General features: G+C 65.6%; 12 protein-coding genes. 6 read left to right on the top strand and 6 right to left on the bottom strand.

The annotated features are described in order from the left end of the window. Positions 1–86: 86 nt before the first annotated feature. Genes BWQ93_RS13815 through BWQ93_RS13805 form a run of 3 tightly spaced genes read right to left on the bottom strand, consistent with a single transcriptional unit; the run spans position 87 to position 3,089 of the window. Complete coding sequence (locus BWQ93_RS13815; RefSeq protein ID WP_077031054.1) at positions 87–1,094, bottom strand: cytochrome d ubiquinol oxidase subunit II; 1,008 nt, start codon at positions 1,092–1,094, stop codon at positions 87–89. Beyond that, a complete protein-coding gene (locus BWQ93_RS13810; RefSeq protein ID WP_077031053.1) occupies positions 1,091–2,482 on the bottom strand; it encodes a cytochrome ubiquinol oxidase subunit I in 1,392 nt (463 codons plus the stop codon). The genes BWQ93_RS13815 and BWQ93_RS13810 overlap by 4 nt, the downstream gene beginning before the upstream one ends. Then, positions 2,469–3,089 carry a GbsR/MarR family transcriptional regulator gene (locus BWQ93_RS13805; RefSeq protein WP_232314611.1) on the bottom strand — a complete coding sequence of 207 codons (621 nt, stop codon included), beginning with the start codon at positions 3,087–3,089 and terminating at the stop codon, positions 2,469–2,471. Before BWQ93_RS13805 ends, BWQ93_RS13810 begins: the two co-directional genes overlap by 14 nt. A gap of 460 nt (positions 3,090–3,549) precedes the next feature. On the opposite strand from BWQ93_RS13805, the gene typA reads away from it, so the two are divergent. Then, positions 3,550–5,382, top strand: coding sequence for a translational GTPase TypA (gene typA, locus BWQ93_RS13800; RefSeq protein ID WP_077031051.1), 1,833 nt, complete (start codon positions 3,550–3,552; stop codon positions 5,380–5,382). 188 nt (positions 5,383–5,570) lie between these two features. Then, a complete protein-coding gene (locus BWQ93_RS13795; protein ID WP_077031050.1) occupies positions 5,571–6,125 on the top strand; it encodes a pseudouridine synthase in 555 nt (184 codons plus the stop codon). A gap of 13 nt (positions 6,126–6,138) precedes the next feature. Here BWQ93_RS13795 and ligD read toward each other — a convergent pair whose 3' ends face one another. Together ligD and ku are read right to left on the bottom strand one after the other, a co-directional pair. After that, a complete protein-coding gene (gene ligD, locus BWQ93_RS13790; protein WP_077031049.1) occupies positions 6,139–8,643 on the bottom strand; it encodes a DNA ligase D in 2,505 nt (834 codons plus the stop codon). A gap of 1 nt (position 8,644) precedes the next feature. Next, entirely contained in the window at positions 8,645–9,523 is an 879-nt protein-coding gene (gene ku, locus BWQ93_RS13785) for a non-homologous end joining protein Ku (protein ID WP_077031048.1), read from the bottom strand. Between the two features lie 135 nt (positions 9,524–9,658). Here ku and rutB point away from each other — a divergent pair, with 135 nt between their 5' ends. From rutB to rutA, 4 genes are read left to right on the top strand one after another with little or no spacing between them, the layout of a single operon-like run. Further along, on the top strand, positions 9,659–10,384 hold the full coding sequence (rutB, locus tag BWQ93_RS13780) for a pyrimidine utilization protein B (RefSeq protein WP_077031047.1): 726 nt from the start codon (positions 9,659–9,661) through the stop codon (positions 10,382–10,384). A gap of 2 nt (positions 10,385–10,386) precedes the next feature. After that, positions 10,387–10,770: a pyrimidine utilization protein C gene (gene rutC, locus BWQ93_RS13775; protein ID WP_077031046.1), complete on the top strand. Its 384-nt coding sequence runs from the start codon at positions 10,387–10,389 to the stop codon at positions 10,768–10,770. After that, positions 10,770–11,558, top strand: a complete 789-nt coding sequence (gene rutD, locus BWQ93_RS13770) for a pyrimidine utilization protein D (protein WP_077031045.1) — start codon at positions 10,770–10,772, stop codon at positions 11,556–11,558. Before rutC ends, rutD begins: the two co-directional genes overlap by 1 nt. Before the next feature lie 3 nt (positions 11,559–11,561). Then, positions 11,562–12,620 carry a pyrimidine utilization protein A gene (rutA, locus tag BWQ93_RS13765; protein ID WP_077031044.1) on the top strand — a complete coding sequence of 353 codons (1,059 nt, stop codon included), beginning with the start codon at positions 11,562–11,564 and terminating at the stop codon, positions 12,618–12,620. Here the strand turns inward: rutA and BWQ93_RS13760 are convergent, their stop codons facing one another. Beyond that, positions 12,621–14,798, bottom strand: a complete 2,178-nt coding sequence (locus tag BWQ93_RS13760; RefSeq protein WP_077031043.1) for a TonB-dependent receptor — start codon at positions 14,796–14,798, stop codon at positions 12,621–12,623. Positions 14,799–14,814 lie beyond the last annotated feature (16 nt).

Genomic DNA, 14,814 nt, shown 5'->3' with positions numbered 1-14,814 from the left:
CCTTCACGTGTCTCGACTTCGCTCGACACGAACGGAAATAGAGGACGGCCCGGAAACCGCCGCCAAAGCCGAAGCCCGAATGCGCCTCACTCGTAGCTGAGGTGCGTCGCTTTCCCGCGGAAAATCCAGTGCGCCAACACCGAGTAGCCCAGGATCACCGGCAGCACGAACAGCGCGCCGATCAGGATGATGCTCAGCGATTCGGGACTGGCCGCCGCCTGCCAGATGTCGAGCCGGTCGGCGATCAGATAGGGGTAGAAGCTGTACGCGATCCCCACGAACCCCAGCGCGAACAATATGCCCGCGGTCGCCAGCGGCACCCACGACAGCGCGTCTTTCTCGCGCAGCGGCCGGCGCAGGAAGATGGCGAGCCCGACGAAGAGCGTCGCCGAGGCGATCGGGATCGGCAGCAGCGCGATGATCTCGGGCAGGCGGAACCAGCGCGCGAAGATGCGCTCCGACAGCAAGGGCGTCGCGACCGAGATGATCGCCATCGCCAGTGCGGTCGCCCACAAGGTCCATTCGGCCCAGCGCACCGCGCGCTTCTGCAATTCGCCCTCGACCTTGTAGACCAGCCAGCAGGCGCCGACGAACAGATAGCCCGCGACGAGGCCGAGCGCCGCGAGCAGGCAGAACAGCACCGAGGTAAGGCTCTGGTCGAACCCCAGCACATAGGCGCCGAGCATATAGCCCTGGCAGAGCGCGGTGATCAGCGAACCATAGAAAAAGGCGGCGTCCCAGCGATGCTTCTGCTCGGGCGGCGCCTTGGCGCGGAATTCGAAGCTCACCCCGCGCAGGATCAGCGCTACCAGCATCAGCGCGACGGGCAGATAGAGCTGGGTCAGGATCAGCCCGTGCGCGACCGGGAAGGCGACGAGCAACAGCCCGATGCCGAGCACCAGCCAGGTCTCGTTGGCGTCCCAGAAGGGCCCGATCGAAGCGACCATCAGGTCGCGGTTCTCGTCCTTTTCGAACCGCGTCAGCATGCCGACGCCGAGGTCGTAGCCGTCGAGGATGACATAGAGCAGGATCGACAGCCCCATCAGCCCCGCGAAGATCACGGGCAGCCACCAGGGATCGATGAAGGGGGTCACGGCTTCACCCCCTCTTCGAGCGGCGCGGCGGGGCCGGGCGCGGCGCCGGGGATCGGGAACATCGCCTTGTCGTCGGGCGCCGCCTTGCCCAGCCGCGCGAGCCGGTAGAGCACCGCGATATAGGCGGTCAGCAGTACGACATAGACCGCGAGATAGAGCGTCAGCGACCCCGCGACCATCGTCGATCCGACCGGCCCGACCGCGTCGGCGGTCTTGAGCACGCCGGTGACGAGCCAAGGCTGGCGCCCGATCTCGGTCACATACCAGCCCGCGAGCGTCGCGAGCCAGCCCGCGAAGGTCATCGCGACGAGCACCCGCGCCAGCCAGCGCGGCAGCGCATCGACCCCGCGGCGGCGGATGTGCCATGCCGAATACCAGGACACCGCGAGCATCAGCACCCCGATGCCGACCATGATCCGGAATCCCCAGAACAGCGGCCCGACCGGCGGGTGATTGCCCTCATAATCGTCGAGCCCCGGCACCACGCCGTCGGCACGATGTTTCAGGATCAGGCTGGCGCCCGAAGGGATCGCGATTTCGGCATGGTTGGTCCGCGCCGCGCTGTCGGGGATCGCGAACAGCACCAGCGGGACGTTCGCGCGCGTCTCCCAATTGGCCTCCATCGCCGCGATTTTGGCCGGCTGGTGCTCGAGCGTGTTGAGCCCATGCTGGTCGCCGACGAAAATCTGCACCGGGATCAGCAGCGCGGCCGCGTACACCGCGGCTTTCAGCGTGCGCCTTACGCCCTCGCCGCCGCCATCCTTCAGCCAGCGATAAGCCGACATGCCCGCGATCAGGAAGGCGACGGTCAGCGCCGAAGCGAGCAGCATATGCGTGAGGCGATACGGCATCGACGGGTTGAAGACGATCGCCCACCAGTCGGTCGCATGCACCACGCCGTCGCGAATCTCGTACCCCGTCGGGGTCTGCATCCAGCTGTTGAGCACGATGATCCAGAAGGCCGACAAGGTCGTCCCCCCCGCGACCAGGCAGGTCGCGAGCGTGTGCACCCAGTTAGGCACTCGGCTGAACCCGAAGAGCATGATCCCCAGGAACACCGCCTCGAGGAAGAAGGCGGTGAGCACCTCGTAAGCGAGCAAGGGCCCCGCGACATTGCCGACCTTTTCCATATAGCCCGGCCAGTTGGTGCCGAACTGGAAGCTCATCGTGATCCCTGACACCACGCCCATCGCGAAGCTCAGCGCGAAGACCTTCACCCACAGGCGATAGGCGTCCATCCAGGCTGCGTCTTTCGTCCGGTTATACGCGAGCTTGAAGCCGAGCAGCGCCCAGCCCAAGGCGATCGTGACCGTCGGAAAGAGGATGTGGAAGCTGATGTTCGCGGCGAACTGGATGCGCGCGAGGATCAGCGGATCAAGATTGTCCATCGTCCGGTTCCTCCGTCCGGCCTTTCCCGCGGCCGAGCATGCGGTCCTTGAACTCGAGGGCTTTTACCACCCGTTCGCCCAGCCGCAAAAGCTGGAGCAGCCGTTCGGTGTCGAGCCGCTCCATCTCGGCATACCAGTCGGTGAGCAGCTCGATCTGCTCGTGCATCGCCGCGATGCGCTCCTGCGCGAAGCGGTCGCCGGGGTCGGTCGCGGGCTCCATCAGCAAAGTGCGGAGCGTCGTCAACGTCGGGTCGATCTCGCGCTTCTTGCGTTCTTCGACGAGCGTGCGGAAGATCGCCCACACGTCGCGCGGGGTCGCATAATAGTCGCGCCGGTCGCCGGGCAGATGCTTCAGCTGGACGAGGTTCCAGCTCGCGAGTTCCTTCAGCCCCATCGACACGCTGCCGCGCGACAGGCTCAGCGCCTCGGCGATCTGTTCGGCGTGGCGCGGTGCGTCGGCGAGGAACAGCATCGCATAGATCTGCCCGACGGTGCGGTTGATCCCCCAGCGACTCCCCATCTCGCCGAAATGCAGGACAAACGCCTGCGCGAGCGGGGAGAGCCGGAACGGCGGCGATGGAGAGTCGGGGGTGGGGGATGGTTCCACGCCGACTCGTATAGCGGAGAGTTTCTGAAGTTTCAATAATTATTGAAACTTCATCGCGTGGCCGTCGGCCTTGGGGTAGGAAGCGGCCCTCACCGATCCTTCCCGGAGCGGCGGCATTTATGGGCGAACCGCTCCATAAATCCCGTTCGTGTCGAGCGAAGTCGAGACATGCGAAGGCACGCGCTCCCTCAGGGTGTCTCGACTTCGCTCGACACGAGCAGAAAGTGAGGATGGTCTCGAATCCACCCCAAACCGCCATCGCGATCACGCGCCTCCACCTTCGCGCCTTCGCGTCTTCGCGCGAAACAAATCCGGCTTCCGACCCATCCCGCGGCGGCCGGGGAGAATCGCCCGACGCCTTCAACCCGGCTATCTTGTTGCGCCGCAACACCCCTTCTGCTACGGGCGCGCCCGATTGCGGCGCAATGTGCCGCCCCCTCCCATCAAGGCCCTTTTTCGCATGTCTCTGCGCAACATCGCCATCATCGCGCACGTCGATCATGGCAAGACCACCCTCGTCGACCAGCTTTTCCGCCAGTCGGGCACCTTCCGCGACAACCAGCGCGTCGAAGAACGCGCGATGGATTCGAACGACCTCGAGAAAGAACGCGGGATCACCATCCTCGCGAAGTGCACCTCGGTTGAATGGGGCGAAGGCGCCGACCTGACGCGCATCAACATCGTCGACACGCCGGGCCACGCCGACTTCGGCGGCGAGGTCGAGCGCATCCTCAGCATGGTCGACGGCGTCATCCTGCTCGTCGACGCCGCCGAAGGCCCGATGCCGCAGACCAAGTTCGTCACCGGCAAGGCGCTCGCGCTCGGGCTCAAGCCGATCGTCGTCGTCAACAAGATCGACCGAAGCGACGCGCGCGCCGCCGAAGTGCTTGACGAGGTATTCGAACTCTTCCTGACGCTCGAGGCCAATGACGAGCAGCTCGACTTCCCGATCCTCTACGCCTCGGGCCGCGGCGGCTACGCCTCGGAAAGCCCCGACGCGCGTGAAGGCACGCTCGAACCGCTGTTCAAGACGATCGTGTCGCACGTCCCCGAGCCGGGCCTGCCCGAGGACGCGCCCTTTACCTTCCTGGCCACGCTGCTCGACCGCGACAATTTCATCGGCCGCATCCTGACCGGCCGCGTCCAGTCGGGCACGGTCAAGGTCAACCAGCCGATCCACGCGATCGACATGGACGGCAAGGTGATCGAGACCGGCCGCGCGTCGAAGCTGCTCGCCTTTCGCGGGCTCGACCGCGTCCCCGTCGAAGAGGCCAAGGCGGGCGACATCGTCGCAATCGCGGGCCTGACCAACGCGACCGTCGCGAACACCATCGCCGACACCAGCGTGAGCGAGCCGATCGCCGCGCAGCCGATCGATCCGCCGACGCTGTCGATGCGCTTTGCCGTGAACGACAGCCCGATGGCGGGCCGCGAGGGCAGCAAGGTCACGAGCCGCATGATCCGCGACCGCCTGCTGCGCGAAGCCGAGACCAATGTCGCGATCCGCATCACCGAAAGCGCCGACAAGGACAGCTTCGAAGTCGCCGGCCGCGGCGAGCTCCAGCTCGGTGTGTTGATCGAGACGATGCGCCGCGAAGGCTTCGAACTCGGCATCAGCCGCCCGCGCGTGCTCTATGGTGAGGACGAGGCCGGCAAGCGCACCGAACCTTATGAAACCGTCGTCATCGACGTCGACGACGAGCATAGCGGCACGGTCGTCGAGAAGATGCAGGTCCGCAAAGCCGACCTCACCGACATGCGCCCGTCGGGCGGCGGCAAGACGCGCATCACTTTCTCGGGTCCCTCGCGCGGCCTGATCGGCTATCATGGCGAATTCCTGTCGGACACGCGCGGCACCGGCATCATGAACCGGTTGTTCGAGAAATACGGCCCGTACAAGGGCGTGATCGCGGGCCGCCAGAACGGCGTCCTCATCTCGAACGGCAATGGCGAAGCCGTCGCCTATGCGCTCGGCCCCTTGGAAGACCGCGGCATCCTCTTCGTCTCGCCGGGCGAGGCGCTCTACGAGGGCATGATCATCGGCGAGAATGCCAAGCCCGACGACCTCGAGGTCAACCCGATGAAGTCGAAGCAGCTCACGAACTTCCGTTCGACCGGCAAGGACGACGCGATCCGCCTGACCCCGCCGAAGCGCATGACGCTCGAACAGGCGATCGCCTATATCGACGATGACGAGATGGTCGAGGTGACCCCGAAGAACATCCGCATCCGCAAGGCGCTGCTCGACCCGCACGAGCGCAAGAAGGCGTCGCGCAAGAAGGAAATGGCGTAAGCTACGCAACCGGCGGCCCGACAACGGCCGCCGGTTTTGCTTTGGGCACGCCTCTTCCCGTTCGCGCCTCTTTTTTTCGTTCGTGTCGAGCGAAGTCGAGACACGCGAAGGCGTGCGCTCCCGTGCGTGTCTCGACTTCGCTCGACGCAAGCGGTTAGGGTAGGTTTTCGGTCGCGGAGGAGGACGCGTTGGCCCGCTTGATCCTGTTCAACAAGCCTTGGGGCGTGCTGTCGCAATTCACCGACCGCGGCACGCCCGCGGGTAGCGGCGGCGCGCGCGCGACGCTATCCGACTATATCGACGTGCCCGGCGTCTACCCCGCCGGCCGGCTGGACCGCGACAGCGAAGGGCTACTGATCCTGACCGACGACGGCGCGTTGCAGGCGCGCATTTCGTCGCCCAGGCACAAGACGCCCAAGACCTATCTCGCGCAGGTCGAGGGCGAACCCGATGAAGCCGCGCTCGAAGCGCTGCGCCGCGGCGTCACCCTGAACGACGGCCCAACCCGCCCCGCGGCGGTCCGCCGTATCGACCCGCCAACACTCTGGGAGCGCGACCCCCCGGTGCGCACCCGCAAGAGCGTCCCCGACAACTGGCTCGAACTCACCATCACCGAAGGCCGCAACCGCCAGGTCCGCCGCATGACCGCCGCGGTCGGGTTTCCGACGCTGCGGCTGGTGCGCTGGCGCATAGGGCGGTGGGAGATCGGCGATTTGGGGCTGGGGGCGTGGCGCGACGCCTAAGCGGCGACCCGGATCAGAAATCGGGAAGTCTCTGGCTGACGAAGCCCCAGCCTTTTAGGTCCGCTCCCGCGGCGCGCTCGAGCAGTTCGTCCGCGTCCCTGATCGTCCACGCCCCCGCCTTGTCGACCTCGGCGAGGGCGTCCCAGCCGATCGGGACCGCGACGGGCGCGCCTTCGCGGGCGCGGGCCGAATAGGGGAGGATCGCGGTGCTGCCGCGCTGGTTGCGCAGATAATCGATGAAGATCTTGCCCTTGCGCTTGGCCTTGCTCATCGTCGCGATGAAGCGGTCGGGTTCGGCCATGCTGAGCGCCTCGGCGAAACGCTTCGAGAAATCCTTGTGCGCGTCCCAGCTGTGTCCCGGATCGAGCGGGACGACGACATGCACGCCCTTGCCGCCCGATAGCATCGCGAAGCTGGTGAGGCCGATGTCGGCGAGCTGGCGGCGGATGTCGGTCGCGGCCTTCTTCACGTCGGCAAAGGGGAGGCCCTCGTCGGGATCGAGGTCGAAGACCATGCGGTCGGGCTTTTCAAGCGCGCCGACGTGGCTGCCCCAGCCGTGGAATTCGATCGTCCCCATCTGGACGCAGGCGAGCAGGCCGTCGGCGTCGTCGACATAGAGATAATCCTCGTGCCCGCCGTCCTTCTCGCGGATCGGGACATGGTGAACATGGTCGCCGAACGAGCCGCTGTCGTGCTTCTGGAAGAAGCATTTCTTGCCGCGGCCCTGCGGGCAGCGGACGAGGCTGATCGGGCGGCGCGCGGCGTGGGGGAGCATCAGCGGGGCGACGGCTTCATAATAATCGGCGAGGTCGCCCTTGGTCGCCTTGGCTTCGGGGAAGATGATGCGGTCGCGGCTGCTGATCGTCACGTCGCTTTCGGGTGCGGGGGCGGGTTGCCGCTTTTCGGGGGTCACGTCCTTGGCCTCCTTGTCGCTGCGCAAGCCGAGGAAACTCGCGTGGCGCACCGATCCGCTCGCGGTGAATTCGGCGAAGGCGATTTCGGCGACGAGATCGGGTTTGAGCCAATGGACCTTGCGCGCGGTCGCGGCGTCGACCTCCAACGGCGCGGTCTTGCGTTCGAGCCGTGCGAATTTTTTCGCGAGCTCGGCCATGGTCGCGGCGTCGAAGCCGGTGCCGACATTGCCTTTGTAGACGAGGGTGCCGCCCTCATGCTGGGCGAGGAGGAGCGAGGCGAAAGGGCGCGCCTTCGCTGCGGAGGGGTTCCAGCCGACGATCACAAACTCCTGACGGCGGGTGCATTTGACCTTGACCCAGCTCTTGCTGCGGCGGCCAAGGTAAGGCGCGTCAGCGCGTTTCGAGATGATGCCCTCCTGCGCGGCGCCGCACATCGCGGCGTAGAGTTTCTCGCCCGCGCCGATGACATGGTCGGCGACCGCGACGGGGGGCTGAGCGTCGCGGAGCAGCGCTTCGAGGCGTTCCTTGCGCTCGAGATTGCCGAGTTTGGCAAGGCTCTTGCCGCTTTCTTCGAGGAGGTCGAAGGCGAAGAAGTGGAGGGCGGTGCCCTCGTCCTGCGCGCCGTGGCCGCGCTTGAGCACGGCTTGCAGCGAGGAGAAGTCGGGATTGCCGTCCTTGCCATAGGCGACGATCTCGCCGTCGATCAGGCAGGGCGGCAGGCCCAGTGCGGCGATATGGCGGACGAGGGGCAAGAATTTGTCGGTCCAGTCGAGGCCGTTCCTCGTGTAGACGCGCACCTCGTCGCCCGCTGCGGCGATTTCGGCGCGATAGCCGTCGTACTTGATCTCGTGGAACCAGCCGTTGCCGGTGGGTACGGCGTCAACGAGCGTTGCGAGCTGGAGCGGGCGGAACTTCGGGGGTTTGCCTTTGGGTTTGGCCTTCGCGACCTTGCGGTTGTGCGCGGCGGCGGCCTGCATCTTTTTGGCGAAGGCTTGGCCCTTGGCACCCTTCAGCGACTGTTCGCCGCCCTCGTCGCCCGCGATCTCGGCCATGGTGCGGCCGGTGAGGACGCTGGTGAGCTGGCGCCCGACGAGATCGTCGCTGCCGCCCGCATAAGCGTCGTTCACCTTGCGCAGCAGCCAGTTCTCGCGCTTCTCGCCGGGGCGCGGCTTCATACGGACGAGCAGCCATTCGCCCTTCATGCGTTCGCCGTCCAAGGTGAAGTGGAGGTGGCCCTTTTCGATGTCCTTCGCGCTCTTGCCCTCGATCGGGGCCCATGTGCCGCAGTCCCACAGCATTACGCTGCCGCCGCCATATTCGCCCTTGGGGATCACGCCTTCGAAATCGGCGTAGCTCATCGGATGGTCTTCGGTGCGCACCGCGAGGCGCTTGTCGGCGGGGTCGGCGCTCGGACCCTTGGTCACCGCCCAGCTCTTGAGCACCCCGTCGACCTCGAGCCGGAAATCATAGTGGAGCCGCGTCGCGTCGTGCTTCTGGACGATGAAGCGGTTGCCGACTCCCTTCGCGACCTTGCCCGCGGGCTCGGGGGTCAGCTTGAAATCGCGCTTGGCATTATATTGGGCGAGGGGATCGGCGCGCGCCATGTCACGCCCTTTTGCGCGCCGGGGCTTTCTTCGCCGGGGCTGCCTTTTTGGCGGGCGGCTTCTTCTCCTCGGCAGCGGGGGCCTTTTTCTTGCCGTCGACCGAGGCCTTGAGCGCCGCCATCAGGTCGATGACGTTCGAGCCGCGCGACACGGGCGCGGGTTCCTCGACATCCTCGAGCACGCGCTTGCCCTTGGCTTTCGCCTTCTTGGCGATCACGCGCTTGAGCGCATCGACATAGTGGTTGTGATATTCCGACGCATCGAACTTGCCCGACTTCTTGTCGATCAAGGTCGCGGCGAGGTCGAGAAGGTCGGCGTCGGGTTTTGCGTTGCCGACGTCGCGGAAATAGTTCGCCGCCTTGTTCACTTCGTCGGCGTAGCGCAGCACTTCGAGCACCAGCCCGCGGCCGCAGGGGCGGAGTCCGACGAGCTGCTCCTGCCCGCGCACCGACAGCTGGCCGAGCCCGACCTTCTTCGATTTGCTGAGGGCCTCGCGCAACACGATATAGGCCTCTTCGGCAAGCTCGTCGGCGGGGACGACATAATAGGGCTTGGCATAATAGAGGATGTCGATCTCGCCCGCGTCGACGAACTGGACGAGTTCGAGCGTGCGCTTGCTCTCCAATTTGACCGCTTCGATCTCCTCTTCGTCGAGCAGGACATAATTGCCCTTCGAGGTCTCATAGCCTTTCACGATATCGTCGGTGTCGATCGCACCGATGCCGGGCACGGTCTTTTCATATTTGACCGGCTTGCCGCTCGGTTCGTGGATCTGGCGGAAGCTGATCGCGGCGCCCGACTTGGTCGCCGGATAGATTTCGACAGGGATCGACACGAGCGCGAGGCGGATCTGTCCCTTCCAATAGGCTCGTGCGGCCATGGCTTTCCCTTTCGCGGTTATGCGAGTCCAAATGATCGGGCGCGCCTGCGGTTCCCGTGCTGCGGCGCAGCACGACGGCTTGCATCGGGGCGGGCTTTGGACGAAGCTGCCGGACTCGATGCGAGGGAGGCAGGCATGACGACGGCGGTCGACACCGCACCCAAGGGACGCCCCGGTGTGACCTTGCCCGCGCGCCCCGAGCCGCTAATCGTCGATCCGGCGAGCACCGCGGTCGTGGTGATCGACATGCAGAATGCCTATGCGTCGAAGGGCGGTTACGTCGACCTCGCCGGCTTCGACATTTCGGGCGCCGCGGGCGTCATCGGGCGGATCGCGCAGGTGCTGGAGGTCGCGCGCGGCGCGGGCATGCCGGTGATCTATCTGCAGAACGGCTGGGACGCCGATTATGTCGAGGCGGGTGGGCCGGGCTCACCCAATTGGCACAAGTCGAACGCGCTCAAGACGATGCGCGCGCGGCCCGAACTTTCGGGGCAATTGCTGGCGCGCGGCGGCTGGGATTATGCGCTGGTCGAGGAACTGGCGCCGCAGCCGGGCGACATAAGTCTACACAAGACGCGCTATTCGGCTTTCTTCAACTCGCAGCTCGACAGCACGCTCCGTTCGCGCGGCATCCGCACGATCGTCTTCGTCGGCATCGCGAGCAATGTCTGCGTCGAATCGACGCTGCGCGATGCCTTCCACCTCGAATATTTTTCGGTGATGATCGAGGATGCGACGCACCACCTCGGCCCCGATTATGTGCGCGATGCGACGGTCTACAACGTCGAGAAATTCTTTGGCTGGGTGAGCAATGTCGCCGATTTCTGCGGCAGCATCGGCCAGCGGCCGCAAGAGGATTGACTATGGCCTTCGAACCGATCAATCCGCCCCAATTCCCGACCCCGATCGCGCCCTATTCGGCGGGGGCGAAGGCCGGAGATATGGTCTATGTTTCGGGGGTGCTGGCGCTCGGGGAGGGCGGGGTGGTGCTGCACGTCGGCGACGCGGCGGCGCAGACGCGGCATATCCTCGACGTCATCAAGATCACGCTCGAGGCGGCGGGGGCGACGCTCGAGGACGTTGCGATGAACCATATCTTTCTCAAGGATTTCGCCGATTATGCGGCGTTTAATGCCGTCTATGCCGAATATTTCCCGGGCGCGAAGCCGGCGCGCTATTGCATCAAGGCCGAGCTGGTGAAGGCGGACTGCCTGGTCGAGATCGCTTCGGTCGCGCATATCGGCTGATGCCGGAAGCGGGGGGCCTTTATTACGAGTGGCATGGCGATGCGAAGGCGCCGCCGCTGATCCTGTCCGCCGGTCTCGGTGGATCGGGCTCCTACTGGCAGCCGAACCTCGACGCGCTGGCCGAACATTTCCGGATCCTGCTGTACGATCATCGCGGTACCGGACGGAGCGATCGCGCGCTCCAGCAAACGCATGCTCGCGACGAGGGGATGACCTTCGACGTCAAAGAACTGATGGACGGCCTGGGTATCGTCAGCGCCCATTTCATGGGCCACGCCGCGGGGGCCATGATCGGACTGTCGCTGGCGCTCGAATGGCCCGAACGCGTGCGGAAGCTGGTGGCGATCAACGGATGGGCGAGGCCCGATCCCCATTTTTCGCGCTGCTTCGATGCCCGGCTGGCGCTGTTGCGGAGCGAGGGGCCGGGCGCTTATATCAGCGCACAGCCGATCTTCCTCTATCCAGCCGACTGGAGCTCGCGTCACAATGCTCGCCTCAACGAAGAGGCGGTCCATATGGTCGATCATTTTCCGGCCGTCGACGTGATGGAACGGCGCATTGGCGCGCTTCGCCGATGGGACATCGATGATCGCTGCCAGCATATCGAGGCGCCGACCTTGGTTCTCGCAGCCGCCGACGACATGCTCGTGCCGCCGCTCTGTTCGCAGCGGCTGGCCGAGCGTCTTCCCAATGCCAAGCTCGCCATGATGCCGTGGGGCGGCCATGCCTGCAACGTCACCGACCCCGAAACCTTCAACCGCGTCGTCCTCGATTTCCTCAGGAGATAAGCCATGCAAGTCGGCGTATTCGTTCCCATCAACAACAATGGCTGGCTGATCAGCGAAAACGCGCCCCAGTATATGCCGAGCTTCGATCTCAACAAAACGATCGCGCAGAGCGCCGAGAAGCATGGGCTCGATTTCCTGCTGTCGATGATCAAGCTGCGCGGGTTCGGGGGGAAGACCGAATTCTGGGAATATGGGCTGGAAAGCTTTACCTTGATGGCCGGGCTCGCCGCGGTGACCGAGAAGATCAAGATCTACGCGACCTGCCCGACGCTGGTGATCCCCCCGGCCTTTGCCGCGCGCATGTGCAACACGATCGACAGCATCAGCCACGGGCGGTTCGGGCTCAATCTGATCACCGGCTGGCAGCGCCCCGAGTACAGCCAGATGGGGTTGTGGCCGGGCGACGAGCATTTCCGCGACCGCTACCAGATGCTGGGTGAATATGCCCGCATCCTGCGCGAATTGTGGGAGACGGGGCGGAGCGATTTCAAGGGCACCTACTATCAGATGGATGACTGCCTCGTCCGGCCCAAGCCCGAGGGCGATATGAAGATCATCTGCGCGGGTTCGTCGGACGAGGGGCTCGCCTTCTCGGCGCAGTGGGCCGACTATGCCTTCTGCCTCGGCAAGGGGGTCAACACCCCGACCGCCTTCGCCTTCAACAACGAACGGCTCGCCGCAGCGACCGCGAAGACCGGGCGCGACGTGTCGGTGTTCGTGCTGGTGATGATCATCGCCGCCGAGACCGACGAAGAGGCGATGGCGAAGTGGAAGAGCTATAACGACGGGGTCGACGTCGCCGCGATCTCGTGGCTGATCGACCAGGGCGCCGCCGACAAGCACAACACGACGACCAACGTCCGCCAGCTCGCCGCGCCCGAGGGGGCGGTGAACATCAATATGGGGACGCTGATCGGCAGCTACGAAAGCGTTGCGCGGATGCTCGACGAAATGGCCGAGGTGCCGAACACCGGCGGCGTGCTCCTCACCTTCGACGATTTCATCGAGGGGGTGGAGGCGTTCGGCACGCGCATCCAGCCCCTGATGAAAAGCCGCCGCTGATCAGAATTCGATCGACGCCGAGGCCTTGAAGGTGCGCGGGCCGCCCTGGAGCAGGCGTGCGCCGAACGCGCTGAACGCGTTGTACGCGCTCGCCCAGTAACGCTTGTCGGCGACATTATCGACGTTGAAGCGCAGCGTCAGCGGGGTCTCGCCGAGGAGCGCGACGTAACGCGCGCCGAGGTCGAAGCGCGTCCAGCTGTCCAGTTCGAGCGTGTTCGCGGAGTTCACCGCCTGCTTGCCGGTGTGGACGACGCGGCCGACGAGCGTGAGTTGGGGCAGGAAGGGAAGGTCCCATTCGACATTGGCGTTGGCGAGCAGTTCGGGGACGCCGACGACGTCATTGCCTTCGTCCACCCCGCCCGCGGTACGGCGCAGCTTGGCGTCGAGGATGGTGAGGCCGCTGATGATGCGCAGGCCATCGACGGGTTCGCCGTCGAGCGTGACCTCGACGCCCTTGTTCCGCTGGGTGCCGTAATTGCCGAAGACGATGGTGACCGGGTCGACGAAGCTGTTCGGCTTGTCGATGCGGAACAGCGCGATGCCGGCGTTGAAACCGCCGAAGTTCAGTTTGCCGCCGACCTCGTACTGCTTCGACTTGACCGGTGGCAGCGCCGCGCCGGCGTTGACGACGGGCAGCGGCAGGGTGTCCGGATCATTGTCATGGTCGTAGCCGGCCGGCGCGGTTGCGCCCGCGACCAGGCCCTCGATGCGGTTGGCGTACAGCGACACGCCCTCGACCGGCTTGACGACGAGGCCGAAGACCGGGGTGGCTGCCGATTCCTTGTAGCCGCCGGTGCGCGAGCCATCGGCATAGCTGTACGAGGTCGTCTTGATCTCCTGCAGGCGGAGGCCGCCGGTGAGCAGGATGCGGTCGTCCCAGAAGCCGAGCGTGTTCGAGACGAAGACGCTCGACAGGCGGCTGCGACCAATGGGGAAGACATCGTCGAGGTCGCCGCCCACGAAGCCGCCGGGCGCCGGCGCGGGCACGACGACCGGATCATAGAGGTTGGTCGCGTAGCCGGCCCCGAAGTCGAAGGCGTTGCGGTTGAGCTGCCAGTTGACCGCGACGCCGGCGTTGATCTCGTGGCTGACCCCGCCGCCTTCGAGCTTGATGCGGATGCCCGAGGTGGCGGATTCGTTGTTGTCCTCGCGCGGGACGTAGGAGCCCGCGCCGGTGGCGGCGCCGGTCACCGCGTTGCTGACCGTGATGCTCGCGGTGGTCTGATCCTCCCGCCCGTCGCGCGCGCCGACCTTCGCATAGAGCATCGCGGCGTCGGAGAGGTCATATTCGAGGCTGAAGGTGCCGAAATAATCCTTGGTCAGGATTTGGCTCCACGGCTGCGAATAATTGGTGTCGGCTTCGGGCACGCGCGGGACGACCGCGCCGATGCCGACCTGACCGCGCCAATAGCGCTGGTTGAAGCGCTGGTAGTTGAGGCTGAGCGCGGCGCGCAGCGGGCCATTGTCGTAATCGAGCACCGCGCCGAGCACGTAGCTCGCGTGGAATTCGTCGTCGATCGCGATGTCGCCGCGGCGCGCCGAGGCATTGAGGCGGAGGCCCCACTGCCTGTCGGCGCCGAAGCGGCGCGCGACGTCGACCGCGCCCGAGAAATGCGACGCCGAGGTATAGCCGAGCGTCGCGCGGACCATGTTGCGCTCGGCCTTTTTGGGGAGGATGTTGACGCTGCCGCCGATGCCGCTGCCGCCCGGCGCGGCGCCGTTGAGGAAGGCGCTGGCGCCGTTGATCACCTGCACCGACGAGACGAGTTCGGGCGCGACGATCTGGCGCGGGGTGATGCCGTAGAGGCCGTCGAACCCGACGTCGTCCGACGAGAGGTCGAAGCCGCGAATGACGAAGACCTCGCCCGCGATGCCGAAGCCCAGCGCGGTGCGGATCGTCGGGTCGTTCTCGAGCACCTCGCCGAGCGAGTCGGGCTGCTGGTTGAGGATCAGCGCCTCATTATAGCTGCGGATGTTGAACGGGATGTCCTCGGCGAGCTTGGTGCCGAAGATGCCGACGTTACCGCCGCCGGTGACCTTGGTCTGGTTGTTGCGCTGTGCGGTGACGAGGATGTCGCTGTTGCCGGAATCGTCCTGCGCCATGGCGGGGGCGGCGATCGCGAGCATCGCGGTGCCGGCGGCGAGGCCGATAGCGGTGCGGGTTCGGAACTTGGTCATGGACGGTCCTTTCAAC

Source organism: Sphingopyxis sp. QXT-31 (assembly GCF_001984035.1).
Lineage (GTDB): Bacteria > Pseudomonadota > Alphaproteobacteria > Sphingomonadales > Sphingomonadaceae > Sphingopyxis.
The sequence above is the reverse complement of the archived record's forward strand: the minus strand, read 5'-3'. Positions and strand labels throughout refer to the sequence as shown.

Bases quoted from the DNA above. Each gene is read 5' to 3' on its own strand.
- rutA (WP_077031044.1), top strand. From the start codon at position 11,562: ATGCAAGTCGGCGTATTCGTTCCCATCAACAACAATGGCTGGCTGATC.
- BWQ93_RS13760 (WP_077031043.1), bottom strand. From the start codon at position 14,798: ATGACCAAGTTCCGAACCCGCACCGCTATCGGCCTCGCCGCCGGCACC.
- ligD (WP_077031049.1), bottom strand. From the start codon at position 8,643: ATGGCGCGCGCCGATCCCCTCGCCCAATATAATGCCAAGCGCGATTTC.
- typA (WP_077031051.1), top strand. From the start codon at position 3,550: ATGTCTCTGCGCAACATCGCCATCATCGCGCACGTCGATCATGGCAAG.
- rutD (WP_077031045.1), top strand. From the start codon at position 10,770: ATGCCGGAAGCGGGGGGCCTTTATTACGAGTGGCATGGCGATGCGAAG.
- ku (WP_077031048.1), bottom strand. From the start codon at position 9,523: ATGGCCGCACGAGCCTATTGGAAGGGACAGATCCGCCTCGCGCTCGTG.
- rutB (WP_077031047.1), top strand. From the start codon at position 9,659: ATGACGACGGCGGTCGACACCGCACCCAAGGGACGCCCCGGTGTGACC.
- BWQ93_RS13810 (WP_077031053.1), bottom strand. From the start codon at position 2,482: ATGGACAATCTTGATCCGCTGATCCTCGCGCGCATCCAGTTCGCCGCG.
- rutC (WP_077031046.1), top strand. From the start codon at position 10,387: ATGGCCTTCGAACCGATCAATCCGCCCCAATTCCCGACCCCGATCGCG.